Consider the following 22,211-nt stretch of genomic DNA (forward strand, 5'->3'; position numbering starts at 1 on the left):
CGCAGTTTCACCCGATCATCGGGGTCGCGGGGCACCACCTCAGGAACGACCCGTACCTCGCCGGGGGGCCCGGGGGACGAAGCGAACGTGAACGTGTCGATGACGACCTGCGCCGGGTCGCGTGCGGCCCGCGTCGTCCGTGTGCCCCGTGCCTCTGCGCGAAGCAGACGTGCTCGTCGTCAACGCCGATCGGCGCAGGTCACGGGCCCCGTCCCAGGTGGCTGCCGCTCCCTACGCTCTACCCGTCGAGCGAGCGCGCAGGTAGCCTCGGGTCGGTCGGAGATCCCATGAAGTCTACACATATCGCGCTCGCCATGCTCCTCCTCGGCTCGACCTTCGCCTGTGGAGCGAGCGCACCCGCCGTCGCCCCCGAGCGCGCCTCGGGGCAGAGCGGCCTCATGGGCGGGACGTTCGCGGGGCAGAACGCGTGCAACCCCAAGAACCACGAGCGCCCCTTCGTCATCGAGTGGGACGGCACGGACATGTCGCTCCTCGAGTCGGTCGCGGCGTACGACGTCGTCTTCGCGTCCTACAAGGGTTGCGAGCTCAAGATCGTCGACGGCTGCCGCGACGACTCGGTCAAGGCGCGCTTCGGCGCCTATCGCCCCGTCGAGTGGACGAGCGGCTCGGTCGAGCGGATCGAGGTCCGGAACGAAGGCGAGCTCTTCGCGAAGCTCCCACTCGGCGCCGCGTCTCTCGGGGGCCGTGTGCGCGCCGGCGAGTCGTTCCTCATGGAGTACTTCGTCGCGGGTACTCGCACGTCGACGCGGCAGTCCATGGGCCGCAAAGAGCTCGCCGCCGTTCCCGCGTGCAAAGAGGCGACCCACTACGTGTACGCCTACAACCTCGGGGCCTTCGCGCTCGGGAGCCAGAGGTCGATCAAGGGCGACGTCGGGGCACGGGGGCCGGGCGGCGCGGCCGGCGCAGCGTCGAGCTCCGAGAGGTCGGCCGAGAAGCGGGGCGGAAACCTCTCGGTGTGCCGCGGCGATTCGGCGACCGAGGTCTCCGGCTGCAAGACGCCCATTCGCCTCACCCTCCGCCCGATCGACGACGGGCAGGGCGACCTCGTCGCGGGGCCCGAGGCCGCGCCTCCCGACGCGAGCCTCGCCGGGAAGATCCAAGCCGAACGGAGCGCCGCGACGAACGCCGAGGGGCACCTTCGCGCCGCCGAGGAGAAGGCCCTCGCGCACGACGACACCGGCGCGCTCGCCGAGTACGACGCGTACGACAAGCTCGAGCCCGACGCGGCGAAACACTCGACGAACCCGGCCTCGAAGTTGTCCCAGCCACGCGCGGTCGCCCTCATGAAGGTGGGGAAGTGCGAGGCGGGGCGCGAGCTTTACCGCAAGAGCCTCGAGAAGATGGGCTTCCCTCCCGCGTCGGTCGACACGGTCACGTCCGACACCGTCGCCCGCTCGTGCACCGGGCTAAAGGGCATCACGCCTCGCGAAGAGCTCGTCCGCGCGATGAAGGTCCTCCACGACGGACACTACCTCGGAGGGGTCGACCCGAAGGCCTGCCAGGCCGCGTTCGCGACGGCCAAGCGGCTCGAGTCTCAAGTGAAGTGGCAGGCGGACTCGGATGTGGACGTGATGCTCCTACCGGAGCGCCTCGCCGACTACCCCGCAGGGTGCCTCGCCCGCGCGGGAGACTGCAAGGCCGCGTTCGCCGCGTTCAAAGAGCGTGACTCGCGCCACCGGGCCGACGCAGCGCTCCGCCCCGACTTCGATCGGAAGTACACGACGTGCGCCGGGAAATGACCTCGGACGCGCCCGGCGTCGATACCCGAGTCACGGCTCGGCGCCGCTTCGTTCAGCGCCCGGGGATGCCGTAGAGCTCGTTCAGCCGGGCCGCGAGGGCTCGGGCGTCCTCGACGGAGTACACGCGGGCGATGCTCGGCCGAGCGCTCGCGCCTTCGTACTTGAGCTCGTCGTCGCACCGTTCGCGGAGGGCTCCGCTCCGGTCCGCGGGGAACGCCTTGCACACGTCCAGGATGTCGTCGGTGAGAGGGTAGGGCTGCACGCTCGGCGCGATTCCCTTTTCGGCGTCCCCCTCGGTTGCTGCAAAACGCAGCTTCTCGTGGAGGAAGGTCGACACTTGGACGGCCTCGGCGGGGGTCAATGCGTTGACACGAGCGAGGGTCTCCGACGTGGCCTGCGAGCACAGTTGGGCGTTTCGCAACGTCGGCGCGAGCGGACCGTTCGCGACGCACTCGGCGACCACACGCGGGTCCCCGTCGGGCCGGGGGAGCATCGCGCGCGCGCCGTTCGGGTCCGCGACGATGATCCAATACTCGCGCGCGAGCGTCACGTTCGGGTTGTTCTCGTAGGTATAGCCATCGGTCAGCACGAAGTCCGTCGCGTGCGGATGACGGGCCTCCTGGGCACAACCGCCAAGTACGGCCGCGAGGAGAACCGAAGCGAAGAGGGCGCTAGCAGCCCGTTGATTTACTCCCATCGGCCGCTCGCCGCCGCATCCCGACCGCCTTCGTTGCGATCCTGCGGTGCGTCCTCACCTACAAAAGTAGGCTCCGGGCGCTCCTCGGATCGCGCCTCGGCGGGTCGGGCGCGGACGTCGAGCGGCCTCGGTCCGAAAATCAACAGGCTGCTAGCGCGAAGCTTCATGGCCCGCACCCGAGCACGATCGGTGCCAGTCCAAAAAGCTCCGACTGCGCGAAGGTGCGCCCTGATCCGAACGGACGAAGCGCCGTGCCAAGGTGTGCCGGTTCCGCGGGTGCGCAGCGGGCCGTTCCTTGGTGCGCCTCGCGACGTCTCGGGATTTTCGTGCGTCGCGCGAGCCGGGAAATCTGCTCTCCTCGAGGCCGACGACGATGAGCAAGCCCGAAGACAAAAGCGCCCACGAGCCCGACGACAAAGACGCCTCGGCCTTCGCCGAGCAGATGCGCGCCGCGCGCGAGGCCCATGAAGAGAACCCGAGCGAGCCGTGGTCGCCGGATCTCGGGGCGCCGCCACGCCCGGCCGACGTGCCTGCGTCGGCGACGTGGGACGACGAGACCCAACGGTGGAGCCGAGGTCCCGTCGGACCCGACGGCAAACCGCGTGGCGCGTGGACGTCCTGGGCGATGAACGGCGCGCTCCTCACCGAGAAGACCTACGATGACGACGGCGCCCAGCTCACCTCGGTGTCGTACCGCCCGGGCGGCGAGGTCGCCGCGCGCTACACGCGGCAGCCCGACGGCAACGCCCTTCACGAGTGCTTCTACGAAGGCGGGGCGCCGTGGTGCACCACCCTCTACCTCGGCGACGCGTCCTCCGGGATGGTGCCCGAGGAGCAGGTCGTGAAGGAGACCCTGCGCGATCGCGAGGGCCGCGTGCTCCACGAGATCTCGTACGAGCGGGACGACGCCGGGATCGTCGTTCATCGCCATCGCGGCCCCGAGGGCGTGCTCCTCTTCGAGAACGCGCGCGCGAACGGCGGCCGGACGCTCACGTTCTACGTTGAGGGGAAGAAGGCGCTCACCGTCACCACGGCAGACGGGCGCGACGACGCGCGCGCGGTGCTCCACCTCACGGGCGGCTCGGAGGTGACCATCGACGGCAAGGGGATCGACGAGCGCACGCGGCGCGTCGACGTCGAAGGGACACTCGGCGGACGCCTCTTCGAGGTGACCATCCGCAGCCTCCCGAGGCCCGCGGCGGTCGCGGCCTTCGTGGCGAAGAACGCGTGGGCCGCGAAGGTGGACACACGCGCGCCCTTCGGGGAGGCGTCGGCCGCGAGCTTCCTCACCGGCCTCACCTCGCCGATCTCCTGGGTCGTCGACGTCTCGATCCTGGGGCTCGGCAACGTGCTCGACGAGAAGAAGGCGCCGAAGGTCCTCCCCACCCTCGAGGCCCTCGCGAAGGAAGGCGCGAAGGCGGCGGTCGCACGCGCGGCCGGTCATCTCGGCATGGTGCTCGACCTCGACGAGAAGACGCTCGCGACGATCGAGCGCCTGGTCGGTGCGTCCGGCGCGGAGGGCGAGGCAGGCGAGGGCGACGAGGACGACGACGAGAACGACGAGGACGAAGACTCCGACCTCACGCTCGGCACCGTCACCTTGCCGAGCGGCAAGCTCGCCATCGTCGACATGGGCGCGCTCGGGCAGTGGAGCCACGACGCGCCCCACCACGCCGACCTCTCCGGGAGCTCGTGGGCAGGGGTCGCGGGCAAAGAGCGTGACGACTACATGGACCTCGTGCTCACGGGCCGAGACGCGAAGAAGGCCTTCGCGCGCTTCGTCACGGAGCACGGGGCGGAGTACCTCTTCGACGTCGAGCAGCCGACCGCCGAAGAAGCACGCACGCTCTTCGCGGCGCTCGCGTCGGCCGAGGGGCTCTCCGCCGCGCTCGAGGTCTCCCCGCAGCGGATCGGCCACGGCGCGCGCATCCGCATGCTCGAGGAGGCCGCGCTGCCGTTCGGAGAGCTCGGCTTCGCACACGTGAACGTCGTCTGCGTCTTCGGCCTCCCGAAGGACCGCGAGATGAAGGTGGTGGGGAAACACGACGACGACGGCCGGTGGGAGCACGTTTCGCTCGTGTGCAAGGAGACCCCTCCGGCGTCGAAGGAGCGCATCGGCTCCGCGAGCGTCGAGGAGGCGCGGCTGCTCTTCGCCGACGCCGAGGCGCTCTCCGCGTGGGACCACGAGCGCAGCGTGGACGGGCTCCGTGACTTCGTCTTCTGGGGCGGCAACGAAGACGCGATCGCGGCGCGCCTGGGAGCGGGGCTCGCGTACGAGGGCGAGGAGTACTACGGCTGGGTGGACCTCCCGCCGGGCGTGCTCCCTCCGCACTTCGTCGGCATCGTCGTCGGCGCGATGGAGCAGCGGACGCTGAGCGTCGAGATGCGCATGCACTCGAGCCACTACGCCATCCTCCGAGGCGCGTGGACGTCCCCGAACGAGGCAGGCACGGCGACGATCGGCGGCGCGAAGATGTGCGGCTTCTTCTCCTCGGTCGGCGACGGTGTCTTCCCCGTCGAGCTCGAGCGCGACGAGGCCGGCGAAGTGTGTCGCGTCACCGTCCGCATCGCCGGCGCGGAGGACGAGGACGAGGACGACGAGGACGAGGACGAGGACGAGGACGACGAGGACGACGAAGACGACGAAGACGAGGACGAGGACGAGGACGACGAAGACGACGAGGACGACGAAGACGACGAGGACGACGAGGACGAGGACGACGAGGACTAGGGTGTGTCCCTGAACGCCGGCTCTCCCTCTCGCCCGTGCCCGTGCCCGTGCCCGTGCCCGTGCCCGGCGGACGCAACGAGGTGGTCGAGAGCCAGCATCGACCCTCGACCGCGGCTCGTCGTGAAGCTGCCGCCGAACCCAGCGCCTGATGGATCACGCCGCAGACCACGGCACCTTCCGCTCCGACCCGCTCCGACCCGGTCGGGCACGGGCACGGGCACGGGCACGGGCACGGGAAGACCGACCCCGAAACGAACGTGCCCAAGCTCGCGGTTCTACGAACGCCCCGGATCGTCGCGACGGATCTTCAGCGCGGAGCGAGGGCCTTGGCGCTCGCGAGGACCTGCTCGCCGTCCTTGTCGTTCGACGTCGCGATCAGGACGAGCGTGCCCGTCGGTTGAGACGTGACCACGATCTCGGGCATCGTCGGGGACACCTCGAGCACACCCGTTCGGCCGGGCGCCTTCCGATCGACCCGAGCGGCCTGGCAGCGGAGCGCACTTTCGAGGCGCTTCGCGTCGAGCTGGGCGCCGAGCAGGATCTTGGCGCCGCGGGTGTGGTGCTCCACGTGGTCCGAGCTGAGCTCGTAGTGGGGCTCGACGCTCACGACTCCGCGTGTCAGCGCGTCTGCGCCCTCGGTCGAGCAATTCGCCACGAACGCCGCATCGGGCCGGTGCGGGTCTCCGAGGCACGAGGTGACGGCGAGGAGCAGCGGCAGCGCCGCCGTAGCGAGGGGTGAGAGGGGACGGGAGATCATGACGTTCCCGTCAGCAACGACCGTGCCCCGCGCATCGGCCCGAGCTCCGGCGCTCGCACGCGCGTTCTGCCGCTCGGCGCGGTGCGCTCCGTTCGATCTGCCGCGGCGGGCCGCGCAAGGTGTGCGCAGGGGAGGCAACGTTTTCGTCTCGACGGCGTCGACGTGGCTCGAGACCGAGCTCTCGGCGATCTCGGGGCGGACGTGGAACACGACCGCGCGGCGCGCTCGGCACCAGGAACGACGACGATCGCGTGACCAAGGTCGACGAGGCGCTGCCTCGAGACCTGATACGGTGACCGGATGAAGCTCTCCCGAGTCCTTCCCATCGCCCTCACGGCGATCCTGCTCGCGTGCAACACCCCCGCGCCCTCCCAGCACGACGCGGCGCCGGCGCCGACCGCGAGCGCCGCCGCGAGCACGGCGACCGCGACGCCGAGCGCTCCGTCCGAGCCGCCACCGAAGACGGGGAAGACGGTCGACACTCCGGCCGGCACGGCCGCCGAGGTGGGCACCGAGGTGAAGCTCGCCGGGAAGACGCTCTATCCGCCGGCCGACTGCCCCGCGGGCGGAAAGGACGGCTGCGCGAAGGTCAAAGCGCTCCGTGACTCCAACGAGGGCGTGAAGATCCTTCGCCACTTCGACGGGCCCGGAGGCGCGCGGAGCATCTTGCTGCTCCAGGTCATGCCCGCAGGGAACGCTTGCAACGGTGGGTCGCTCTTCTTCGTGCGCCTCGCGGGCAACGCGCCCCCGCAGTTCTCGGACGTGTTCGACCACTGCGGGGGCCCGGACCCCATGGTCGGCGCGATGGCCGACAAGATCGTCGTGAGCGTGCCGGCGCACCCACCGAACCGTGGCACGGGCACCATCGCGGCCAAGAGCATGGAGTACGACATCGCCACCGGCGTGCTCGCCGCGGCGGGCGACAAGGGCGGCAAGAAGAAGGGCGCTCACTGAGCTCCGACCGCCTCCGAGGAGGGCGCTCTCGCGACGCGCGGGATCCCGAATCTTCCCCAATCGTCAACGTTGACGATGGCGTTCGTCAACGTTGACGAACCAAATCACCGAGAAAAATAGGCCTCTCCGAGAGGCCTCATTTCCCAATCGTCAACGTTGACGATTGCGTTCGTCAACGTTGACGAATCTGTGGAAGGCCCCGCGGGGGCCGTCGTACGCTTCGCGCATGACGACCAAGAAGGGGGGGCGTCCGCTCCCGAAGGCGCTCGCGGTGCGAGCCAAACAGGCGGCCGATCTCAAGGTGGCGAAGGCCCTCGCGGCCGCCAAGAAAGACATCGCGCTCATCGCGCGGAGGCGGGCGCAGATCGTCGAGTCGTTCTACGACATCGGCGAGGCGCTCGTGCGGCTCAAGAACAAGGACGTGATCGCGGCGCTCGGGCGGCGGTCGTTCGCCGAGGTGTGCGAGAAGGACGGGGGCATGAGCACGGCGCAAGCCGACCGCCTCGTCGACATCGTGACGCGCATGACCCGCGAGGAGGCGATGAGCGTCGGCTCGAGCAAAGCGGCGGCGCTCGTGGGGCTCGCGAACGCCACCCCCGAGGACGACAGCCCCGGCGACCTCTTGCGGCGCCGGAAGGCCCTGGTGCTTCCGAGCGGAAAGAAGATCGTGCCCAAGGCCGCGAGCGCGCGCGCCCTCGCCGAAGCGAGCGCCGAGATCCGCGCCGCGCGCCCTTCGAAGGGCAAGCGCGGGAGCCGCGTGGGAGAGGCCGAGCGCGAGGTGGCCGCGGCGCTCACGAAGGCGCTCACGAAACACGGCGTCAAGGTCGTCGCGGCCGCGGGCAGGCCCGGGAAGCCCTCGACGCTGCGCATCGAAGGCGTGACCCTCGAGAGCCTCGCCGCGCTCGCCACGGCTTGCGCGAAGGCCGCGAAGTCGGCGAAGGGGTAGCGCCGCGCGAGCTTCGTTCGTGCGCGCACGTCGACGCCTCGAGAGCCGATCTCCGCCCGTCGAGGACGTCGGCCTGACGCCACGGCTTCGTCTCGTCAGCAGCGCCTGTCATGGGCACGGTGCGCCCAACACCTTGGCTCCGCGCTGGCTGGCGAGGTGCCTCGCTACCGTTCCGCACTCGCCTCCTCGTCCGCGTTCGCCTCCGCCTCTGGCTCGAGCTCGGGCGATGAGGTCGGCTCGTCGTGGCGGCCCGAGGTGCCCGCCGAGAGGCGCACCCGCCGGACCTCGCGTGTCGACTGCACGAGGTCGTCGATCTCGGCGTCGGAGAGGCCCTCCTGTCGCACGACGTGGGCGACGACGCGACGGAAGGTGCGGCGGACCTCGGCGCGCGCGTCCACTTCCATGACGTTGGCGCGCCCGAGCCGTGTGCGGGCCCAGACCGCCGCGCAGACGGCCAGGAGGCAGAGGCTCGCGAGGACCGCCGCTCCGATGGCGCTCTCGAGCACGATGGCGACCACCGCGCCGACCGCCGACACCACGACCGCCGTGAAGACCCAGACGACCACGCGCCGCGCGCGCCGCGCTTCGGCCATGGCCGCGTCGTGTCCCTCGCTGACGGCTCGGACCTCCCCGCCCGGGTCCGCCGTGAGCGATCGGACGAGGCGAGGCGGGAGACGGAAGCCCCCGCAGCCCGGGCATGCCCAGCGGAACGCCTCGCTGCGCACCGCGCGGATGCGCACGCCGCAGTGGGGGCACTCGTGCGCAGACCCCCACACGTGCCCGCAAGCGGAGCACTCGCCGCGATCGTCCGTCGCGGGAACCCCACACCGCGCGCACGTCCTCGCGCTGCGATAGTGGGCCACGCCGAGATCATCCCTCTGTCGTTTGGGCATGTCAACGCGGGCCGGGAGCGCGCGGGACCTCGGAGCGCGGGGCCATCCACGGTCGCGCGTCGCGCGTCGGGCGGCGTGCGGCGTGCGCGGCGAAGGGGGAGCTCTCCAGGATCGAGAGGAAGCGCTCGGGTCCTCGTCCCCGCTCAGAGGCGCGTCCCGGGGACGTCCGTCTCGGCTTCGGCATGCTCTCCTTCCGCGGCCTCCTCGAGGGCGCGTTGGGTCGCCTCGTCGGCGCTGGCTTCGGCCGCGACGCGCACACGGGCACGCGCCGCAGGGTCGACTCGAACGGCCCTTCGTGCGGCCTGCTCGCGCGCGCCGAGGGGGGCGGCGGGGTTCTCGACGACGCGGAGGAGCGCGTCCGCCGTGGGCTCTGCGCGCCGGTAGGGCCCGTCGCCCTCGGCGAGGGTCGTGAGGTCGGCCGCGGCGCCGTTCGCGAGCGCTCGGTACCGCGCGAGGGCCACCTCGATCGCCCGAACGAGCTCGGCCCGCTGCGGATCGAACACGGCCTCGGAGCGCAGCGGCAGGAAGACCGAGCCACGCTCGAGCAAGAGCTCGATGGCCTTTCGTGCCGGCGCGTCGCTCACGCCACGTACCTCGGAGAACGGATAAAACCGCCTCCGCGCGAGCCTCCGTACGGTGATCCCGTCGGCCCCGACCGTGACCGACGCCGCGCTCGCGAAAGCGCTCGCGACGATGGGTGCCAGCATGAGCGCGAAGTTCGTGATGCCAGGGCCGACCGCGTCGAAGGCGAAGGCGGCGCCTGCGACGGCCACGAGCCCGACGAGGATTTGCTCGCGCCACGGCAAGACGAGCCGGCGCTGTCCTCCTCGGAACGTGCGCCGTCGGTCGTCGTCGGCGAGGCTCAAGGTCGAGAGCGCCGCGCGCGCCGACGCGAGATCCGGGAACGTGAGCTCGGCGAGCACGCCGCCGTCGCTCCGAACGAGCGCGAGCGTCGCCCCCGTCACCTCGGGATCCTCGACGGCGCCCCGTGACTTCGTCGTGATCGAGAAGTCGACCCCGTCGATCCCCTCGACGGGTACCGACGCTTGCGTGGCGAGCTCTTGGAATCGCACGACGAGCCGGCCTTCGTCGCGCCGCACGAAGGCGAGGTCCCCGCTCCGTCGTGACCCGAGCCACGTGAGGAGGATCGGAACGAGGCCGAGGGCGCCGAGCAGGGGCGAGAGGTCCGCGAGCCGCACGACGGCACACGCGAGCACGGCGGCGACGCCAAGGAGCGCGAACGCCCGCTGGGTCTTTGGGCTCGGCACCGAGACATCGGCGCGGATCTCCGGCGAGCGCGGCTCGTGAGCCGACTCGCCCCTCGTACGGGCCGTGGGCACGAGGAGGAACGTAGCAGGGTCCTTCGGGCTACCGCACCTCGACGGGCACGAGCTTCGTGCCGCCGAGCGAGCCGAGGCGCAGCTCGATGGCGTACTTCCCGCGGGGGAGCGGGCCCTTGCCGGTCGCGGGCGTCTCTTGCGTGGCGGCGGCCTCGAGCACGAGGACGGCCTTGCCGCCGGGGGGCAGCGCGACGAGGGCCTCCTCGCGGTAGCTCCCGTCCCACCCGTGGATCGCCGGGAGCAGACTGCCATCGGTGTTCACGAAGCGCGCCGCGAGCCTGCGATCTTCCACGCGGTACCGCCGCGCGCGAGGGCCGTCGTTCTCGAGCGTCACCGTCACGCGGGCCACGCCACCCGGAGCGACCGTGGGGCTCTCGGGGGTGAGCGTGAGCCGCGGAGGAGGGCCGGCCTCGTCGGCGTGGGGTGCTCCGCAGCTCGTCCCCGCGCGGACCATGACGTGCCCATCGGCGGCGACCTTCGTGTCTTGCTCCGCGCACGCGCAGGCCGTGAGCGTGGCGTCCAGGCGGAGCGCCGCGCCCTCGCACCCCTTGGGGACGTCAATCACGCGAGGGACCGGGATCGGCTGGGGCTTCGGCGGGGGGAACGTCGCCCCGAGACGAACGGACGGCGCGCTCTCGACGGTCGGGGCGGAAGACGCCGAGCTCTCGGCCCGTGGGGTGCTGCGCGGCGTGGTCGCCTCGGGCGCCCCGGAGCACGCGAGACCGAGTGTGCTCAAGGCGAGCGACAGGAGCGGGGCGGAGCTCGTGGTGGAACGTCGTCGCATGGCGTGCGTTCTACCTCACGGGGGCGGAGATCCTTGGGCTCGTCGGCGTCTTCGTGCCGGGTTGGAAAGTGACGCTCTCACCGCACGAAGGCCGTCGGGATCGCCCGCTCGGTCGGCGCCTCGGGCGCACGATCCTTCTGCGCTCCCTCGTCGACGGCGCGCATGGCCCGCGCTCGCCGCGCGTTCGCCACGAACGACGTGAGCTGACCGAGGCCCATGACGCTCACGAAGGACGACGCCGACACCACACATCCCCAACAGATGCTCATGAGGCTCCTTACGACGCGCGCGGCCCACGGTTACTCCGCTCCTCCAACGTAGCGTAGCGGGGCATCTCGTGGATCACTTGCCGTTTGGGCTTCCCCGCGCGGGAGGTGGCGTTCGATACTCGAGGCGATGGCCTCTCGTCGCCTCGGTCCATGCGCCGCGCTGGTGTCCCTCGTGATCCTCGCGGGTCTCTCCCCACGTGCGGCGCGCGCGGGCGGGAGCCCCACCGTGTACGACAACCAGAACCTCCACCTCATGGGGAGCCGCGCGGCCGGCATGGGGGGCGCGTACACCGCGCTCGCGTGCGACGAGGTCGCCCTCCACTACAACCCCGCGAGCCTCGCGTGCGCCCGGCACTCGCACCTCGAGCTCGTGGCCAACGCCTATATGGTGCAGAGCCTGTCGATCCCCGGCGCCTACGGGCAAGGACAAGACATCGGCGCCACCACGTACCACTCGATCCCGAGCGCCGTCGGTGCGGTGTACATCCTCTCGGAAGGCGAAGAGGACACCGGGCGCTACCGCCAGGCGTTCGGCTTCCTCATCACGGTCCCCGCGTCGATCGCGCTCAAGGCCGACCCGACGAGCCCGTCGACGCGGAACTTCCTGTCGGCCACCGTGCGTGACGACGTGCTCGCCGGCGACCTCGGGTACGGCATCCAGGTGCTCCCGAAGCTCTCCCTCGGGGCCTCGCTCGGAGGCGCCATTCGCATCTTGAACCAGTCGACGAGCGTGCTCGTCACGAACCCCATCGCCCAAAACGCCACCGAGTTCGTCTCGCTCGACGAGGACGCCGAGGCCCTCGCGCTCGGCCTCCGCGCGAAGCTCGGCGCGCGTTACACGCCGACCCGCGCGCTCTCGGTCGGGCTCTCGGTCGCTACCCCCTCGCTCGACGTGTACGGCTCGTACAAATCGAGCACCAACGTGGCGTACGCGGGCTTCGGCGAGAACGGCGCGCCCGTGCTCGACGCGGCGCCCGTGCGCTACACGGGGAAGAGCGCGGCGAGCTTCCCCATGAAGGTCTCCGCGGGCGTCGCCTACTCGGGGGAGCGCCTCACCGTCTCGGGCGACGTGTCCCTGTCTCTCCCGCGGGAGGTGCGTCAGGCGTACGACCTCGTGCCCGTGAGGGTCGAAGGCGTCGAGCCCACGGCCTCGGAGAACACGGTGCTCTCGCGCGTCCTCACGCCGAACGTGGGGCTCGGCGCGGAGGTGCGGGTGACCCGCGGCGTGGCGGTCGCCATGGGCGCGTTCACGGATTTCTCCACCGTGAAGGCGACCACGTCCGAAGAGGACCGCATCCACATGTTCGGCCTCACGGGCGCGCTCAGTCTCACGGGCAGTCAGACACGTGGCACGTTCGGGCTCTCGTTCTCGTATGGCGAGGCGAGCACGATCGTGCGCAAGGGCGAGTTCTCGCTCGCGACGATCTCGAACCCGGCCACGGGCACGTCGACCTTGTCACGCTGGAACCTCGTCGGGGTCATCGGGTCGAGCTACGCCTTCTTGCCCGACGACGTGGCGGCCAAGGCCATGGAAGAAAAGCAGGGCAAACCCAAGCCCCCTTGAGCCTGCCGCCGGCGCAAACGGTGCGCGCGAAGAGGCGGAGCTCGTGTCCGGCACACCGTGGGGGCGTCGGCGAGGTTGCCCTCTCGCCGGGTTTTCCGTAAGCGTGGGGCACCATGCCCATGGCTCCGAAGAAGGCCGCGGCGATCGTGCTCGTGCTCGCCCTCGCAGGTGGGGGCGCCTACGCGGCGGCTTCGCGCGGCGTGCGCGTGACGACCGTGGTCGCCGAGAAGAAGGACCTCGAGCATCGTATCGTCGCGAGTTGTCGGGTGCTCGCGCCCTCCCGCGTGACCGTGTCGGCCACGGCGTCGGGGCTCGTGGTCTCGGTCGGCGCCGAGCTCGGACAGCACGTCGACACGGGCAAGCTGCTCGTCCAGATCGACGACAAAGAGGCCCGCGCACAGCTCGCGCAGGCAGCCGCCGCGGTGGAGCAGGCACGCGCGCGGGTGTCCCAGCTCAGGAGCGTGGGCGCCGTGGTGGCGAACCAGTCGCTCACGCAAGCCCAGACGAACCTCGACAAGGCCCAGGCCGACTACGACCGCACGCAGAAGCTCGCGGCCCAGGGCGCGGTCGCTGCCGTCGAGCTCGACACGGTCAAGCGTGCGCTCGAGCTCGCGAAGGCCCAGAAGGCCGCCGCCGAGGCCCAGAGCCTCGGTTCCTCTCCCACGGGCGCCGACACGCGCGTGACGAGCTCGGCCCTCCTCCAGGCCGAGGCGCAGCGGGCAGGCGCCGAGGTGCGGCTCTCTCAGCTCCGCATCCTCGCGACGAGCCCGGGCACGGTGCTCACGCGGGCCGTGGAGCCGGGGGACGTGGTGCAGCCCGGGCGCGCGCTCTTCACCATCGCCGCCGACGGCGACGAGCAGCTCACGTTCCAAGCCGACGAGCGGAACCTCGCGGCCATCGCGCTCGGTCAAAAGGCCTTGGCGTCGGCCGACGCGTTCCCGAACGAGTCGTTCGAGGCCGAGACCTCGTACATCGCGCCGTCGATCGATCCGCAGCGTGGCACCGTCGAGGTGCGGCTGCGCGTGCCCAAGCCCCCGAAGTACCTCTTGCCCGACATGACCGTGTCGATCGATCTCCTCGTCGCCTCCAAGAAGGACGTGCTCGTCGTGCCGACCGAGGCCGTGCGCGGTGCGGCCACGCCCACGCCGTGGGTGCTCGCCGTCGAGGGGGGCAAGGCCCACCGGCGTGACGTGAAGCTCGGGATCACCGGCGAGGGCACGACCGAGATCGTGTCGGGCCTCGAGCCGGGGACGGAGCTCGTCGTCCCCGACGGCCGCGTGGTGCCCGAGGGAAAACGCGTCACCGCGACCCGCAAGGAGCCCTGAGATGCCCTTCGAGTGGTTCGTGGCCATGCGGTACCTCCGCGAGGGGCGCACCCAGACCTTGCTCGTGCTCTCGGCCGTGTCGGTGGGCGTGAGCGTGGTCGTGTTCCTGTCGGCGCTCATCTCGAGCCTGCAGACGAGCCTCATCGACAAGACCCTGGGCTCGCAGCCTCACATCACCGTGCGCGTGCCCGACGAGGCCCCACGCCCGCTCGCGCGGGGCGACGAGGCGAAAAAGCTCGCGCGCTCGGTGCAGAAGGCGCCGCAGCGCCTCCGTTCGATCGATCAATGGCCCCGCCGCATGCGGGAGCTCGAGGGCGTGCCGGGCGTCGTCGCCGTGTCGCCCACGGTCGTGGGAGCGGCCTTCGCCGAGCGGGGCAGCGCGAAGAAGCCGGTCGTGGTCCGAGGCATCGAGCCCGAGCGCTACCTCGGCATCCTCGACGTGAAGAAGAAGCTCGTCCAAGGCCGGTACGACGTGGCAGGCAGCCAGGTCGTCATCGGGGCCGTGCTCGCGAAGGACCTCGGCGTCACCGTCGGCGAGAAGATCCGCGTGGTCACGGCGGAGGGCATCGACGACACGCTCACCATCTCGGGGCTCTTCGAGATCGGCAACAAGGGCGCCGACGGCGCGTGGATCCTCACCTCGCTCCGCCAGGCTCAGTCGCTCTACGCGCTGCCCGGCGGCGCGACGGCGCTCGAGGTGAAGGTCTCCGACGTGTTCGAAGCCGAGCGTGTGGCCGGCGACGTGCGCGCCACGATGCCCCTCCTCGCCGAGAGCTGGATGGTGCTCTCGGCCGAGCTCTTGTCGGGTCTCTCGGCGCAGAGCAGCTCGAAGAGCATGATCCAGTTCTTCGTGGTGGTCGCCGTGGCGCTCGGCATCGCGAGCGTGCTCATCGTGTCGGTCGTCCAGAAATCGCGCGAGATCGGCATCTTGCGGGCCGTGGGCACGCCGGCGCGCCGGGTGCTCTACGTGTTCCTCATCCAAGGCGGCGTGCTCGGCCTCGTGGGCTCGTTCATCGGCTCGGCCATGGGCGCGGGTTTTTCGCTCTTCTTCGGCACGCTCGCGCTCGACGAGAAGGGGCAGCCGCGTTTCCCGATCGTGCTCACGTGGGACCTCTTCGCCGGGGCCACCCTGCTCGCGACGACCGTGGGCCTCCTCTCGGCGTTCCTCCCGGCCCGTCGTGCGTCACGCATGGACCCGGCCACGGCGATCCGCAATGGCTGACACCGAGGCGAAGAAGGCGCTCCTCGTCGAGGGGGCCATCAAAGATTTCGGCGAAGGGCCCGCGCGCTCGCGGGTGCTGCGTGGCGTCGACATGCACGTGCTCGCCGGGGAGCTCGTGGCGCTCGTCGGGCCGAGCGGCTCGGGGAAGAGCACGCTGCTCAACATCGCGGGCCTCCTCGATCGCCCCACGGAGGGCAAGGTCGTCATCGACGGGACCGACACGACCACGCTCGACGAGGCTGGCCTCACGGCGTTCCGTGGGCAGAAGCTCGGGTTCATCTTCCAGTTTCATCACCTCTTGCCGGCCTTCACCGCGCTCGAGAACGTGCTGCTCCCGGGGTGGGGGCGTGGAGGCGCGCCGAGCCCCGAGGCGCGAGAGCGGGCCCTCACGTTGCTCCGCGACGTGGGCCTCGGCGAGCGCGCGAGCTACCGCGCGACGCAGCTCTCGGGGGGCCAGGCGCAGCGCGTGGCCGTGGCGCGGGCGCTCTTGCACGAGCCTGCCCTCGTCCTCGCCGACGAGCCCACCGGCAACCTCGACACCGAGTCGTCGACCGAGGTGCTCGCGCTCATGCGGCGGTATAACCGCGAGCTTCGCACGGCGTTCCTCGTCGTCACGCACGACCCGCGCATCGCCGACGCGTGCGACCGAATCGTCCGGATCGTCGACGGGCGCATCGTCCCCCCGTGACGGCACGAAGAACCGCGCTACGCTGACCGGCATCGGGTCATCCATGGAACCTTCCCGTCTCCCCGAGTCCGTCCGTGACATGCTCTCTGCGCTCGATCTTCGCGCGCCCGAGCCCTTCTACGCCGAGGTCGCGCGCCTCTACGCCGACGACATGGTCTTCCGCGATCCGATGCAAACCTGCCGCGGAAAAGAGCGCTTTTTGGCCATGAACCGGAAGCTCGTGAAGATGTCGCGCGCGCTCCGGTTCGACGTGTCCGAGGTCACCGGCGACGCGTCGCTCTTCTACCTTCACTGGGTCATGACCATGCGCCCCGTGCTCGGGCCCGAGGTGCGCGTCGAGGGCGTGTCGCGGCTCCGCGGGCGCGACGGCCTCGTGGTCGAGCACGTCGACTACTGGGACCTCGGGGAGCTCTTGGCGTCGCCCGTCGGTGGCCAGGCGCTCCTCCATACGCTCTTTCGCCCCTTCGTCTGATTCCAACCAGGAGCCCTCATGCGAACCGTCGTCGCCGCCGCCCCCGCCCTCGTCGCCCTCGCGCTCGCGCTCTCTCCGTCCGATGCGCGCGCCGACGTGCCCCCGCCCAACTCCTCGGGGTGCACCACGAAGAAGGCCGGCGATGGCTGCACGCGTGACGACGGTGCGCAGGGCACGTGCGCCACGTCGACGTGCTCGCGCATCAACTACGACTGCGACGGCGGCAAGACGCCCTGCGGCCAGGTGAGCTACGACTGCCTCACGTGCGGCGCGGGGGGCGCCTCGGGAGATGGCGGCGCGGCCGACGGGGGCTCCGGAGGGAGCACGTCGAGCTCGAGCTGCGCGGCCTCTCCGCGCGGGGCGGCTCCCGGTGTCTTCGCGGTCTCGCTCGCGGTCCTCGCGGCGCTGGTGCTCGCGCGTCGCTCTTCGAAGGAGAGCTGATCACGAGGGGGGGGCGTCGTCAGGGCCCGCGCTCGGCCGTGGCGACGTCGCGGAAGGTGACGGTCACCTCGGTGGCGCCGAAGGCTTTCGCGAGCCTGCGGAGCTCGGCCTCGGCCTGGGTGCGCGCGAGCTCTCGCGCCTTCGGATCGGCGGCGGCCTCGGCGAACGCCGCGAGCGCACGCTTTCGGGCGATCCCCTCGAGCTCGAGGTTCTTCTCGGCGAGGAGGCCCGTCCGGCGCGCGTGCACGTGGGATCCGATCTCGTCGAGCCGGGTCGAGAAGACCTCGGGCTCGGGCAAGAGCAGGCTCGCCGTCTTGGTCTGCGCGTCGAAGGTGAGGTCGCCCGGGCGCACCTTCCCGAGGTCGACGCCGAGCACGGCCTCGCCCTTCGCCACGTAGAGCAGCGTGTCCTCGGCTTCGACGAGACCGAAGAGGTGCTTCTGCGTGTCGGTCACGTCGACCACCTTCTCGAGGCGCATGGCGGCGGTCTCGAGCTTGCCCAGGGCGGCGAGCTTCTCGATCACCGTGTCCGACGGGGCGACCAAAACCTTGTGCTCGGTCGGTGCGTCGGCCGCGGTCTTGGACGGGGCGAGCGTGTGGGCGCCCATCGCGAAGATCGCCACGAACGCCGAAGGCCACGCGAACCTCCCGAGGCTCTTGGCGAGCTCGACGGAGGCGCGGGGCGGGCTCGGGGGAGGGCTCGCGACGGGCTTGGGCTCGGGGGCGGTGCTCATCGGGGAAGAAACCGGCTCCGCCTACGCCCCATTCCCGAGCACGAATGGACTTTTGGGCGCTCGACGCTCGAGCACGTGCGAACGGAGCTACGCTCCCGTAGGCTTCGTACGATGGACGATTCTCGCCACGAGCCCGGCCCCGGCAAGGTTCACCCGAAGCTCCGGGCGTTCGTCACCGAGGTGCTCGGCCGAGCCGCGAAGCTTGCGCACAGGCCCACGCTCGAGGGCATCGAGAACCTGCCCGACGGGCCCTTCTTGCTCGTGGCGAACCACGGGGCAGGGATCGCCATCTCGGAGCTTGCGTGCTTCTCGGCGCTCTACCTGGAGAAGGTCGGGCACGAGCGGCCGCTCGCCGGCTTCGCGCACCCGATCGCCTTCATGTTCCCGGGCTTTCGCGACCTCATGAAGAACCTCGGCGCCGTCCCTTCGACGTACGAGAGCGGCTACGAGACGCTCGCCTCGGGCGTCCCCATGCTCGTCTTCCCTGGGGGTGACCACGAGACGCTGCGGCCCGTGTGGGAGCACGATCTCGTCGATTTCGGCGGGAGAAAAGGCTTCTTGCGGATGGCCCGAAAGGCGAACGTGCCGATCGTGCCGATGGGCATTCGGGGGAGCCACCTCACGGTGCCCATTCTGCTTCGGTCGCGGCACGTGCTGCCGAAGCTGCTCGTCTTGCCGAGGCTCGTGGGCTTGAAACGCTTCGCGCTCACGGCGCTCGGGGTCGCGGGCGCCGTGGCGATCGTCACGCGGCCGTGGCGGCCGTGGGTGAAGGGCGTCGCCACGTGGGCGTGGCTCACGTCACCGTTCGTATTTTTGCCCGTCGTGCCGGCGACCGTTCGTTTTCGCATCGGCGAGCCCATCTCGCCCGCGGAGCTCTTCGGGGAGGATCGTGAGGCCGAAGAGGCCACGGACGGGGTGCTCGAGCGCGCGCTTGCCCGGGTGCAGGGCGCGGTCCAAGGGCTCGTGACGGCTCTTGGGGAGTGAGGGGGAGAGGGCGAGAGCGGGGGAGAGGGGGAGCGGGAGCGGGAGAGAGCGGGAGAGCGGGCACGGGCACGGGCACGGGCACGGGGAGAGCGGGAGAGCGGGAGAGGGGGGAGAGCGGGCACGGGCACGGGGGAGAGCGGGAGAGGGCGAGAGCGGGCACGGGCACGGGCACGGGCACGGGGGAGAGGGCGAGAGCGGGCGCGACCGGGACTAGCGGAGGGCGAGGACCCGCTTCGGTGCCTCGGGGAGGAGGCCGAACGGGTCGCTCGGGCTCGGGGCGAGGGCGGTCTTCTTGAAGGGGGAGAGGTCCTTGCCGAGGCCGACCATGGCGCTCCCCGACTCTTTGACCACGAGGATGCTCGAGAGGAGCCCCTTCTTGACGAGGCCGAGGTGCGTCGCGAACTTCGGGTTCGTGAGCGCGCTCGGGGCGCCGGCGACGAGCTTCTCGCCAGCCTGAACGAGGTGCGTCGTCTTGCTCACCATCTCGGGCACGATCGTCGCGAGCAGCACGGACAGGTCGCCGAGCTTCGTGAGCTCGGTCTTGGCCGTGGCGTTCGCGCCGCTCGCGCGATCGAGGGCGACCTTGAGGTTCGCGCCGGCGTCGATCTTCTCGCTGAGCGCGCGGCTCGAGAACTGCCGAATGTGCGACGTGGTCTGCGTCGCCTCCCAGGTGAGGGCGTGGAGCTCTTGGGCGGTCTTGAAGAAGTCGTCGTACGAGTCGATGCCGAGCTTCACGTACTCGAAGTCTTCTTTTTCGCCCTTCTCGTTCTTCGCCACGAGGAGGAAGTTCGTGTCCTTGTCGCCCTCGAATTTGTCGAAGCCGGGGCCGAGGTCCTTCAAGGCGACGTGGCCGGGGGGAGGCACGTCGGTGAGCTCCTTCGCCATTTTCGCGGTCACGTCGGCGAGCTCGGCGCCGGCCTTCGCGAGCTCTCCGGGGAGCTGGTCGAGCGTGCCCTCCCAGTCGTGCTCCTTGTGCTCCACCTTGCCGTCCGCGTGGACGATGGTCGACTCGGTGTGCAGCTTGACCGGGATCATGTTGCAGCCCGTGGCCGAGGTGGCGGCGAGGGCGGCGAGGGCGAGCAAAGGGGCGATGGCGAAGGTTCGTCGCATGGGGTACCTCGAGTGAGCCCTCCATCGTACGGCGACCCGACGGGCGCTCTCCCCAGAGAAATGTGTGTAACGACCGTTACGTGTACGCGTGGGCTGCGCGAGCTCCCACACGAGGACGCAAAACGAGCGAGTGAGAGCCAGGTCGAGGCCTCGAGGGTTCGACGAAAATCGCCAAGGCCACGAACGTGTCAGCGGAGGGCGGCGCACGTCGTGCGCGCGTGCGCCCAGCTTGCGTGAGCTCGGCGCGGGGCCGCGACAATCGCCGCGATTTCACCTTGGATCGGCGCGTGCAAAAGGCCGGGCCGAGGAGAAGCTCTCGATGAAACGGATCGTGATCCTTGGCGGTGGAACGGGCGGGACGATGATGGCGCAGAAGCTCGTGCGCGCCCTCCCGGAGGACGCGTGGAAGATCACCGTGATCGACCGCGACGACCTCCACGTGTACCAGCCCGGTTTGCTCTTCGTGCCCTTCGGGGCGTACCGCGAGAGCGAGATCGTGAAGCCGCGCTCGCGCCTCTTCGACCCGCGCGTCGAGGTGGTGCTGGGGGAGATCGATCGCATCGCGCCGACCGAGAACGTGGTGCACGTCAAAGGCGGACGAAAGCTCCCGTACGACGTGCTCGTGGTCGCGACCGGCTCGCGCATCGTGCCCGAGGCCACCGAGGGGCTCACCGGCGAAGGCTGGAAAAAGACCGCGCACGAGTTCTACACGCTCGAGGGGGCGCTCGCCCTGCGCGACGCGCTCGCGTCGTTTCGCGGCGGCAGGTTCGTCGTGAACGTGATGGACATGCCCATCAAGTGCCCCGTCGCGCCGCTCGAGCTCGCGTTCCTCGCCGAGGCGTATTTCACCCAGCGTGGCATGCGCGACAAGGTCGAGATGGTGTACGCGACCCCGCTCGAGGGGGCCTTCACGAAGCCGAAGGCCTCGGCGGCGCTCTCGGGCATGATGGGCGAGCGCGGCATCACCGTCACGGGAGACTTCTCGGTCGCGTCGGTCGACGGAGCGCGGAAGGTGCTGAAGGCCTACGACGGCCGCGAAGAGCCCTACGACCTGCTCGTGACCGTGCCGGTACACGCCGGCTCCGAGGCCATCGCGACCTCGCAAATGGGGGACGCTGCGGGCTTCTTCCCGACGCACAAACACACCCTCCAGAGCCTCCACTTCCCGAACGTGTTCGCGATCGGCGACGCGACGGATCTGCCCTCGTCGAAGGCCGGGGCCGTGGCCCACTTCCAGTCGGAGGTGCTCTTCGAGAACGTGCTGCGCTTCGTCGCGGGGAAAGAGCTCCTCGCCGGGTTCGACGGTCACGCCAACTGCTTCATCGAGACCGGCCACGGCAAGGCCATGCTCATCGACTTCAACTACGAGACCGAGCCCTTGCCCGGCAGGTTCCCTCTCCCCGGCGTGGGCCCCTTCACGCTGCTCGAGGAGAGCGCGGTGAACCACTGGGGCAAGCTCGCCTTCAAGTGGCTCTATTGGAACGTGCTCCTCGAAGGCAAGGAGCTCCCCCTCGATCACCGCATGCTCATGGCCGGCAAATGGAGCGAATGATGGACGTCGCGACTCAAGAGAAGCTCTCCCACATCGAGGCCAAGCTCGACGTGCTCACGTCACACATGGCCTATCTCGTCGAACGCCAGAAGAAGACCGAAGAGCTCTTCGCCGAGGCGACTCCCATCTTGCGCGAGGTGATGAACGTCGCCACCCACAAGCTCGACGATCTCGACAAACGCGGCTATTTCCTCTTCGGGAGCGAGCTCCTCTCGGTCGGCGAGCGCATCGTCGAGGGGTTCACTCCCGATGACGTGAGGCAGCTCGGAGACGCCGTGGTGTCGATCTTGGAGACGGTGCGCGCGATGACGCAACCCGAGGTGCTCCAGATCGCGGGCGAGGCCTCGGCCGCGTTCCAATCGGTCGACAAGGTCGAGCCGATGGGGATCTTGGGCATGGTCCGCGCCACGCGGGACGACGAGGTCCAGCGCGGCATGGCCGTGATGATGGATCTCATGCGCCACGTCGGAAAAGCCGCCGAGGTCATGGCGAGCAAGAAGAAGCCGAGCGCGGCCGAGTCGAAGCGCCAGAAGCTCGACGCCATCACGGGAGCCCGAAAAAAGAAGGCCCTCGGCGTCGAGAGGCCCGCGCCTCGCCCGCAGTCTCCGGCGAGCGCGCCACGGGCTCGGGCGCACACGGTCGCAGCGACGCCTCCACCCACGACGCGCCTCGGAGGTGTCGAGTTCACGCCCGATGGTCACCTCGCCGACGCCTCCGCGTGGACACCCGAGCTCGCGAACGACCTCGCCGCCGCGCTCGGCGTGGCCCTCGGCGAAGAGCACCTCAAGGTCATCGCGTTCGCCCGGGACGACTTCGAGAAGACCGGGGTGTCCCCGAACATTCGGCGCATCACGCTCGGGCTCGGCGTCTCCACGAAAGACCTCTACGCCCTCTTCCCCAAGGCGCCCGGCCGCACGATCGCCAAGATCGCCGGGATCCCCAAGCCTGCCGGCTGCCTCTGATCCACGAAACCTCGTTGCCACGCGAGA

Annotated in this window: 21 protein-coding genes; 13 read left to right on the forward strand and 8 right to left on the reverse strand. The window is 70.4% G+C overall.

The window, feature by feature from the left end:
• The first annotated feature begins 287 nt into the window (after positions 1–287).
• Positions 288–1,760 (forward strand): hypothetical protein, encoded by a 1,473-nt coding sequence (locus IPK71_15945; protein ID MBK8215231.1) that lies wholly within the window; start codon positions 288–290, stop codon positions 1,758–1,760.
• 52 nt (positions 1,761–1,812) lie between these two features.
• Here IPK71_15945 and IPK71_15950 read toward each other — a convergent pair whose 3' ends face one another.
• Entirely contained in the window at positions 1,813–2,349 is a 537-nt protein-coding gene (locus tag IPK71_15950; GenBank protein MBK8215232.1) for a hypothetical protein, read from the reverse strand.
• Positions 2,350–2,830: 481 nt separating this feature from the next.
• Between IPK71_15950 and IPK71_15955 the strand changes: the two genes are divergently transcribed.
• Positions 2,831–5,188, forward strand: coding sequence for a hypothetical protein (locus IPK71_15955; GenBank protein MBK8215233.1), 2,358 nt, complete (start codon positions 2,831–2,833; stop codon positions 5,186–5,188).
• Between the two features lie 307 nt (positions 5,189–5,495).
• Here IPK71_15955 and IPK71_15960 read toward each other — a convergent pair whose 3' ends face one another.
• Positions 5,496–5,945, reverse strand: coding sequence for a hypothetical protein (locus IPK71_15960; protein MBK8215234.1), 450 nt, complete (start codon positions 5,943–5,945; stop codon positions 5,496–5,498).
• 300 nt (positions 5,946–6,245) lie between these two features.
• Between IPK71_15960 and IPK71_15965 the strand changes: the two genes are divergently transcribed.
• Together IPK71_15965 and IPK71_15970 are read left to right on the forward strand one after the other, a co-directional pair.
• Positions 6,246–6,899 carry a hypothetical protein gene (locus IPK71_15965; GenBank protein MBK8215235.1) on the forward strand — a complete coding sequence of 218 codons (654 nt, stop codon included), beginning with the start codon at positions 6,246–6,248 and terminating at the stop codon, positions 6,897–6,899.
• A 226-nt stretch (positions 6,900–7,125) separates the two neighbouring features.
• The gene (locus IPK71_15970; protein MBK8215236.1) at positions 7,126–7,845 is read left to right on the forward strand and encodes a hypothetical protein; all 720 of its coding nucleotides are present in this window, start codon (positions 7,126–7,128) and stop codon (positions 7,843–7,845) included.
• Positions 7,846–8,009: 164 nt separating this feature from the next.
• On the opposite strand, the gene IPK71_15975 is transcribed toward IPK71_15970, so the two are convergent.
• From IPK71_15975 to IPK71_15990, 4 genes are all read right to left on the reverse strand, one after another.
• Positions 8,010–8,621: a hypothetical protein gene (locus tag IPK71_15975; protein MBK8215237.1), complete on the reverse strand. Its 612-nt coding sequence runs from the start codon at positions 8,619–8,621 to the stop codon at positions 8,010–8,012.
• Positions 8,622–8,881: 260 nt separating this feature from the next.
• Entirely contained in the window at positions 8,882–10,078 is a 1,197-nt protein-coding gene (locus tag IPK71_15980; protein MBK8215238.1) for a PH domain-containing protein, read from the reverse strand.
• 28 nt (positions 10,079–10,106) lie between these two features.
• Positions 10,107–10,862: a hypothetical protein gene (locus IPK71_15985; protein MBK8215239.1), complete on the reverse strand. Its 756-nt coding sequence runs from the start codon at positions 10,860–10,862 to the stop codon at positions 10,107–10,109.
• Between the two features lie 77 nt (positions 10,863–10,939).
• A complete protein-coding gene (locus IPK71_15990; GenBank protein ID MBK8215240.1) occupies positions 10,940–11,131 on the reverse strand; it encodes a hypothetical protein in 192 nt (63 codons plus the stop codon).
• Positions 11,132–11,258: 127 nt separating this feature from the next.
• On the opposite strand from IPK71_15990, the gene IPK71_15995 reads away from it, so the two are divergent.
• The 6 genes from IPK71_15995 (at position 11,259) to IPK71_16020 (ending at position 16,843) form a co-directional block, all read left to right on the forward strand.
• Positions 11,259–12,695 (forward strand): hypothetical protein, encoded by a 1,437-nt coding sequence (locus tag IPK71_15995; GenBank protein ID MBK8215241.1) that lies wholly within the window; start codon positions 11,259–11,261, stop codon positions 12,693–12,695.
• Positions 12,696–12,814: 119 nt separating this feature from the next.
• A complete protein-coding gene (locus tag IPK71_16000; GenBank protein MBK8215242.1) occupies positions 12,815–14,020 on the forward strand; it encodes an efflux RND transporter periplasmic adaptor subunit in 1,206 nt (401 codons plus the stop codon).
• 1 nt (position 14,021) lies between these two features.
• A complete protein-coding gene (locus IPK71_16005) occupies positions 14,022–15,242 on the forward strand; it encodes an ABC transporter permease (protein ID MBK8215243.1) in 1,221 nt (406 codons plus the stop codon).
• Positions 15,235–15,930 carry an ABC transporter ATP-binding protein gene (locus IPK71_16010; protein ID MBK8215244.1) on the forward strand — a complete coding sequence of 232 codons (696 nt, stop codon included), beginning with the start codon at positions 15,235–15,237 and terminating at the stop codon, positions 15,928–15,930. Before IPK71_16005 ends, IPK71_16010 begins: the two co-directional genes overlap by 8 nt.
• Positions 15,931–15,973: 43 nt before the next feature.
• Entirely contained in the window at positions 15,974–16,402 is a 429-nt protein-coding gene (locus IPK71_16015; protein ID MBK8215245.1) for a nuclear transport factor 2 family protein, read from the forward strand.
• A gap of 18 nt (positions 16,403–16,420) precedes the next feature.
• Complete coding sequence (locus tag IPK71_16020) at positions 16,421–16,843, forward strand: hypothetical protein (protein MBK8215246.1); 423 nt, start codon at positions 16,421–16,423, stop codon at positions 16,841–16,843.
• A 19-nt stretch (positions 16,844–16,862) separates the two neighbouring features.
• On the opposite strand, the gene IPK71_16025 is transcribed toward IPK71_16020, so the two are convergent.
• The gene (locus tag IPK71_16025) at positions 16,863–17,576 is read right to left on the reverse strand and encodes a DUF4230 domain-containing protein (protein ID MBK8215247.1); all 714 of its coding nucleotides are present in this window, start codon (positions 17,574–17,576) and stop codon (positions 16,863–16,865) included.
• A 111-nt stretch (positions 17,577–17,687) separates the two neighbouring features.
• On the opposite strand from IPK71_16025, the gene IPK71_16030 reads away from it, so the two are divergent.
• On the forward strand, positions 17,688–18,560 hold the full coding sequence (locus IPK71_16030) for a 1-acyl-sn-glycerol-3-phosphate acyltransferase (protein ID MBK8215248.1): 873 nt from the start codon (positions 17,688–17,690) through the stop codon (positions 18,558–18,560).
• A gap of 210 nt (positions 18,561–18,770) precedes the next feature.
• Here IPK71_16030 and IPK71_16035 read toward each other — a convergent pair whose 3' ends face one another.
• Positions 18,771–19,670 carry a hypothetical protein gene (locus tag IPK71_16035; GenBank protein ID MBK8215249.1) on the reverse strand — a complete coding sequence of 300 codons (900 nt, stop codon included), beginning with the start codon at positions 19,668–19,670 and terminating at the stop codon, positions 18,771–18,773.
• Between the two features lie 319 nt (positions 19,671–19,989).
• Here IPK71_16035 and IPK71_16040 point away from each other — a divergent pair, with 319 nt between their 5' ends.
• Both IPK71_16040 and IPK71_16045 read left to right on the forward strand, forming a co-directional pair.
• Positions 19,990–21,222: an NAD(P)/FAD-dependent oxidoreductase gene (locus IPK71_16040; protein MBK8215250.1), complete on the forward strand. Its 1,233-nt coding sequence runs from the start codon at positions 19,990–19,992 to the stop codon at positions 21,220–21,222.
• On the forward strand, positions 21,219–22,184 hold the full coding sequence (locus tag IPK71_16045; protein MBK8215251.1) for a TusE/DsrC/DsvC family sulfur relay protein: 966 nt from the start codon (positions 21,219–21,221) through the stop codon (positions 22,182–22,184). Before IPK71_16040 ends, IPK71_16045 begins: the two co-directional genes overlap by 4 nt.
• Positions 22,185–22,211: the final 27 nt, after the last annotated feature.

The organism is Myxococcales bacterium, assembly GCA_016712525.1.
Lineage (GTDB): Bacteria > Myxococcota_A > Polyangia > Polyangiales > Polyangiaceae > JAAFHV01.